Source organism: Parasynechococcus sp., from assembly GCF_042954245.1.
Lineage (GTDB): Bacteria > Cyanobacteriota > Cyanobacteriia > PCC-6307 > Cyanobiaceae > Parasynechococcus.
In genome coordinates this window covers 1-4,409 of the sequence record NZ_JBGKDP010000099.1, presented here as the reverse complement: position 1 = coordinate 4,409, position 4,409 = coordinate 1, and the positions used below count along the sequence as shown (strand labels likewise).

Below are 4,409 nucleotides of genomic sequence, written 5' to 3'. Positions count from 1 at the left end.
CCCCCGGGTTCAACCGCCCCGATCTACCGGATGACCCCCAGGAACTGGGGGTTCTCTTTCCGGAGCTGCGGCAGCAACTTGATCCCTGGCCCTGTCGCTTCCGCGACTGCCTGCATCGCGGTGAGCCTGGCTGCGGTGTGTCCAGTGACTGGGAACGCTATGCCCTTTACAAGGTTGCGTTGATCGAGCAGAGCTGCCTCAGCCGCCCATCCCGGGGAGGTTGAGGTTTAGGCCACCGGTGAGTTCTTCCATGCGGCCCTTCATCGTGGCGGTGGATTGCTCATAGGCCGCTTGCAGGGCTTCCAGGGTGGCCGCCTCGCTGGCCTGTTGGCCCTCCTGTAGCAGGGCTGGGTCCAGGCGTACCCGTAGGGGTTGCTGGTTGCCCGACAGCCAAACGCTGGCACGGCCATCGTTGCTCTGGCCTTCGATCTCCATTTCGTCCAGTTCGTCCTGCAGTACTTGAGCGTTCTGCTGAATCTCCTGCGCTTTCTTGAAGGCTTCGGTGAGCTGGCCGAAATTGGGGAGTCCGAACCCTGCCATGGCGATCCTGTGAGAGTCGAAAGGTTAAGCCGCTGAAGCGAATCCCAGCCGCTTCACTTCGGGGTGCAGACGGATTCCATGCTCGACTTCGACGCGGTCTTGCACCAGGTGAATCAGCTGTGCGATGTCTTTCGCCTGGGCGTGACCGGTGTTGACGATGAAATTGGCATGCATGGTTGAGATTTCAGCGCCGCCGATTCGGGTGCCCTTCAGCCCCTGCTCTTCGATCAGCCGTCCGGCCTTGAGCGGTTCGGGATTGCGGAAGACACTGCCGCCGCTGGGTTGTTGATAAGGCTGCGTGGTGGTGCGGTGACTCAGGTTCGCGGTGGTGACCCGCTTCAGTTCGTTGGGATCGTGACCGGGCTCCAGGTGGAACCGTGCGGACAACACCACGAGGTTGTCCTCTTGGAGCCGGCTATGCCTGTAGGCGAAGTCCAGTTGATCGCGCTGCAGATCAAAGCATTCGCCCCCCTCCAGGGGCATGACCTGCACCGACTCCAACCATTCCGCCGTGCAGCCTCCTTGCGCTCCTGCATTCATCACAGCGGCCCCGCCAGCGGTTCCCGGGATGCCAACCGACCACTCCAGGCCATGTAATCCAGCGCGTGCAGCGCGTCTTGCCAGTGATGGGAGCGGTTCACCGGCGAGCACCTCCACGGTCCCAGTGGTTGCATCAAGCTGCAGCCCCTGAAGTTTGCGCAAACAGAGCGAGAGCCCCGGCAGGCCGTCATCGTGGATCAGCAAGTTCGACCCGGCTCCGATCACGCGGCAGGGCATGTCCTGTTGAGCGGCCCACTCGATCCAGGCCTGTGTTTCCTCAAGGCTGGCGGGTTCCGCAAGCCATTCGGCTGCTCCTCCCACCCGCCAGGTGGTGCAGTCCGCTAGGCTAACTCCGGCCTGGGGCAGGCGGGCATTGCACTGGCTCATGATGTCAGCCTTGACCATAGTCCATTCACATCGCCAGCACCCATGGCCAGGACAAGATCCTGCTCGTGGCTGTGCTGGATCACCAGTTCGGTGAGTTCATCGAGAGTCTCTGCGACGGCGATCTCAAGATCCGGTTTCAGGCGGCGGACCCGTTCTGCCAGGGCGTTGCTGCAGATGCCAGGCAAGGGTTGCTCTCCTGCCGCATAGACGGGAGCCAGCAGCAGCAGATCACAGTTCTGTAGAGCCTGGGCAAAACCATCGAGGAACTGCTGGGTGCGGCTGTAGCGGTGCGGTTGGAACACCGCCAGCAGCCGTTGCGGTGCTGTGGGGAGCGGACTGCGGCCACTGCTCACCATTAGGCGTGCCATGTCCAGGGTTGCCGTCACCTCACTGGGATGGTGGGCGTAGTCGTCAACGATGTGACGGCCCTTCCAGGTGCCCCGGAGATCAAACCGGCGGCCCGGTGCCTTCAGGCCAGCGAAGCCTTCCACCAACTGGTCAAAGGGCAGACCTTCCATCCGGCAGGCTGCCAAAGCGCCTGTTGCGTTGCTCAGGTTGTGCAGCCCCGCCATCGGCAGGGTGAACTCGCCAACGGGATGGCCTGCTTCGTAGAAACGGGCGACGCAGCGATCGCCTTCAAGGTTCAGAGGCAGGGCGGCGAAGTCGACAGATTCAGCACTTTGGTTGGACCACCAGGCCGTTGGCTGGAAGTGTTCCTGCAGGATCGGGCAGTCGTGATTGGCCAGCACGCGATCGCAACCAGCTGCGAAGCGCTGCAGGGTTGAGATCAGGTCGTCGAGGCTGGAGTAATGATCGGTGTGATCGAGCTCTAGGTTGGTGATCACCCCCAAGCTGGGGCTGAACTTCACCAGGGATCTGTCGGATTCATCCGCCTCGGCTACGAGCAGCTTTCCCTGGCCAGTGTGACCATTGCTGCCGAGGCTGGGAACGATGCCTCCAATCACAGCGGTTGGGTCCTGATCGGCCTCCAGCAGCAAGGTGGTGATCAAAGTGCTGGTGGTTGTCTTGCCGTGGCTGCCGGCGACTGCGATGGAGGGTTGCTGATCGATCAGAGCCGCCAGAAGATCAGAGCGATGCCAGATCTCCAGGCCCTGCTGGCGAGCCCGTTGCAGTTCCGGATTACTCTCGGGGATGGCTGTGCTGATCACCACCACCGGTGAACCATCGTTCGCCGATTCCGTGACGGCGTCAATGCAGGTTGCGTCCTGCTGGCGGAAGACCTTCACCCCGAGGCTCTTCAGTTGTTGCGTTGTCGTGTTGTCACGTAGGTCTGAGCCGCTGACCGGGTGACCGCGGTCCACAAGAATCCGAGCCAAAGCCGACATGCCAATTCCGCCGACACCGATGAAGTGGACTGGTGTCTGACGGTCGAGTAGGCGCGGCAACGGAGGGCTTCAGTCTGGAGAAAGATAGGTCAGTCGCTTCTACTTGTCTGCCGTGCTGAGGGCCTGATTGAGCCGATTCGGGCGGGGGTAAACAAGGTATTTCTGCTGATTTCTGTATAATCGGCGCCCAAAACCCTTGCGCGGCTTTGCCGCTTCTCCCATGACCCTGCGCGTTGCGATCAATGGATTCGGCCGGATCGGTCGCAATGTTCTGCGAGGATGGATCAGCCGTGGCGCTGACACCGGCCTGGAGATCGTGGGGATGAACTCCACCTCCGACCCCGCCACCAGCGCTCACCTGCTGACCTACGACTCCATCCTGGGTCGTCTTGATCCTTCCGTGGACATCAAAACCACGGACCGCTCGATGTTCGTCAACGGCAAGGAGATCAAGTTCTTTGCCGACCGCAATCCCCTCAACTGCCCATGGAAAGAGTGGGGCGTTGACCTGGTGATCGAATCCACCGGTGTGTTCAACACCGATGAGAAGGCCAGCATGCACATCCAGGCTGGCGCTACGAAGGTGATCCTCACCGCTCCTGGCAAGGGTGATCGTGTCGGCACCTTCGTGGTGGGCGTCAACGACGACCAGTACCGCCACGAGGACTGGGATATCCTCAGCAACGCCAGCTGCACCACCAACTGCCTGGCCCCGATTGTCAAGGTTCTGGATCAGAACTTCGGCCTCGACTGGGGTCTGATGACCACCATTCACAGCTACACCGGTGACCAGCGGATCCTGGACAACAGCCACCGCGACCTGCGCCGCGCCCGTGCTGCAGCCCTGAACATGGTCCCCACCACCACCGGTGCGGCCAAGGCTGTGGCTCTGGTTTACCCCGAGGTGAAGGGCAAGCTCACCGGCTTCGCCATGCGCGTTCCCACCCCGAATGTCTCCGCTGTTGACCTCACCTTTGGTCCTTCACGCGCCGCCACCGTCGACGACATCAAGGCAGCCATCAAGTCGGCTTCCGAAAATGGCATGAAGGGGATCATCAAGTACAGCGACCTGCCCCTGGTGTCCACCGACTACGCCGGCACCAACGAGTCCACCATCTTCGACGCCGATCTCACCTACGCCATGGGTGACAAGGCTGTGAAGATTCTGGCCTGGTACGACAACGAGTGGGGCTACAGCCAACGTGTTGTTGATCTCGCCGAGGTGGTGGCCAAGAACTGGAAGTGATCGCCAGCTGATCGCTCTTTTGATCCCTCCCGACCTGGGGGGGATTTTTTTGGTTGTGCTCCGCCACTTCGCCCTGGTCAGGGCTGGCTGAAGTGATCAAATCCGCTGGTGTCCACCTGTTTGTGGTTGTGAGCCCAGCGGATGACGCCCGCTCCAGCATTGACTTGTCCGATTCGCTGGCTTTCTGGCACGCATTCCTGCCACACATCCGCCCAGGCTTCGGGAAGGCTCAGCACCAGTTCAAAATCTTCTCCTCCAGCGAGGCACCAATCCGTCCATGGAGGCCCCTCAGGCCAGCCCTCGGCCAGTGGAAGCCAGTCGTTCCGCAGAACGGCTCCACAGCCGCGGGG

4 protein-coding genes and 2 pseudogenes are annotated in these 4,409 nt (G+C 61.4%); 2 read left to right on the top strand and 4 right to left on the bottom strand.

The window, feature by feature from the left end:
• Window positions 1–224 (top strand): annotated as a pseudogene (locus ACGVJ8_RS04590) (ribosome small subunit-dependent GTPase); the annotation flags it as partial.
• On the opposite strand, the gene ACGVJ8_RS04585 reads toward ACGVJ8_RS04590, so the two are convergent.
• From ACGVJ8_RS04585 to murC, 3 genes are read right to left on the bottom strand one after another with little or no spacing between them, the layout of a single operon-like run.
• Window positions 199–540: a YbaB/EbfC family nucleoid-associated protein gene (locus ACGVJ8_RS04585; RefSeq protein ID WP_392345838.1), complete on the bottom strand. Its 342-nt coding sequence runs from the start codon at window positions 538–540 to the stop codon at window positions 199–201. The pseudogene ACGVJ8_RS04590 and the gene ACGVJ8_RS04585 overlap by 26 nt on opposite strands.
• Before the next feature lie 24 nt (window positions 541–564).
• Window positions 565–1,467: a UDP-N-acetylmuramate dehydrogenase gene (murB, locus tag ACGVJ8_RS04580; protein WP_392345836.1), complete on the bottom strand. Its 903-nt coding sequence runs from the start codon at window positions 1,465–1,467 to the stop codon at window positions 565–567.
• Window positions 1,464–2,873, bottom strand: a complete 1,410-nt coding sequence (gene murC, locus ACGVJ8_RS04575) for a UDP-N-acetylmuramate--L-alanine ligase (protein WP_392345834.1) — start codon at window positions 2,871–2,873, stop codon at window positions 1,464–1,466. The genes murB and murC overlap by 4 nt, the downstream gene beginning before the upstream one ends.
• Window positions 2,874–3,033: 160 nt before the next feature.
• On the opposite strand from murC, the gene gap reads away from it, so the two are divergent.
• Window positions 3,034–4,059, top strand: a complete 1,026-nt coding sequence (gene gap / locus ACGVJ8_RS04570; RefSeq protein ID WP_392345832.1) for a type I glyceraldehyde-3-phosphate dehydrogenase — start codon at window positions 3,034–3,036, stop codon at window positions 4,057–4,059.
• A gap of 77 nt (window positions 4,060–4,136) precedes the next feature.
• On the opposite strand, the pseudogene ACGVJ8_RS04565 reads toward gap, so the two are convergent.
• Window positions 4,137–4,409 (bottom strand): annotated as a pseudogene (locus ACGVJ8_RS04565) (thiamine-monophosphate kinase); the annotation flags it as partial.

Coding starts and splice junctions, on each gene's coding strand:
- ACGVJ8_RS04585 (WP_392345838.1), bottom strand. CDS start 540: ATGGCAGGGTTCGGACTCCCCAATTTCGGCCAGCTCACCGAAGCCTTC.
- murB (WP_392345836.1), bottom strand. CDS start 1,467: ATGAGCCAGTGCAATGCCCGCCTGCCCCAGGCCGGAGTTAGCCTAGCG.
- gap (WP_392345832.1), top strand. CDS start 3,034: ATGACCCTGCGCGTTGCGATCAATGGATTCGGCCGGATCGGTCGCAAT.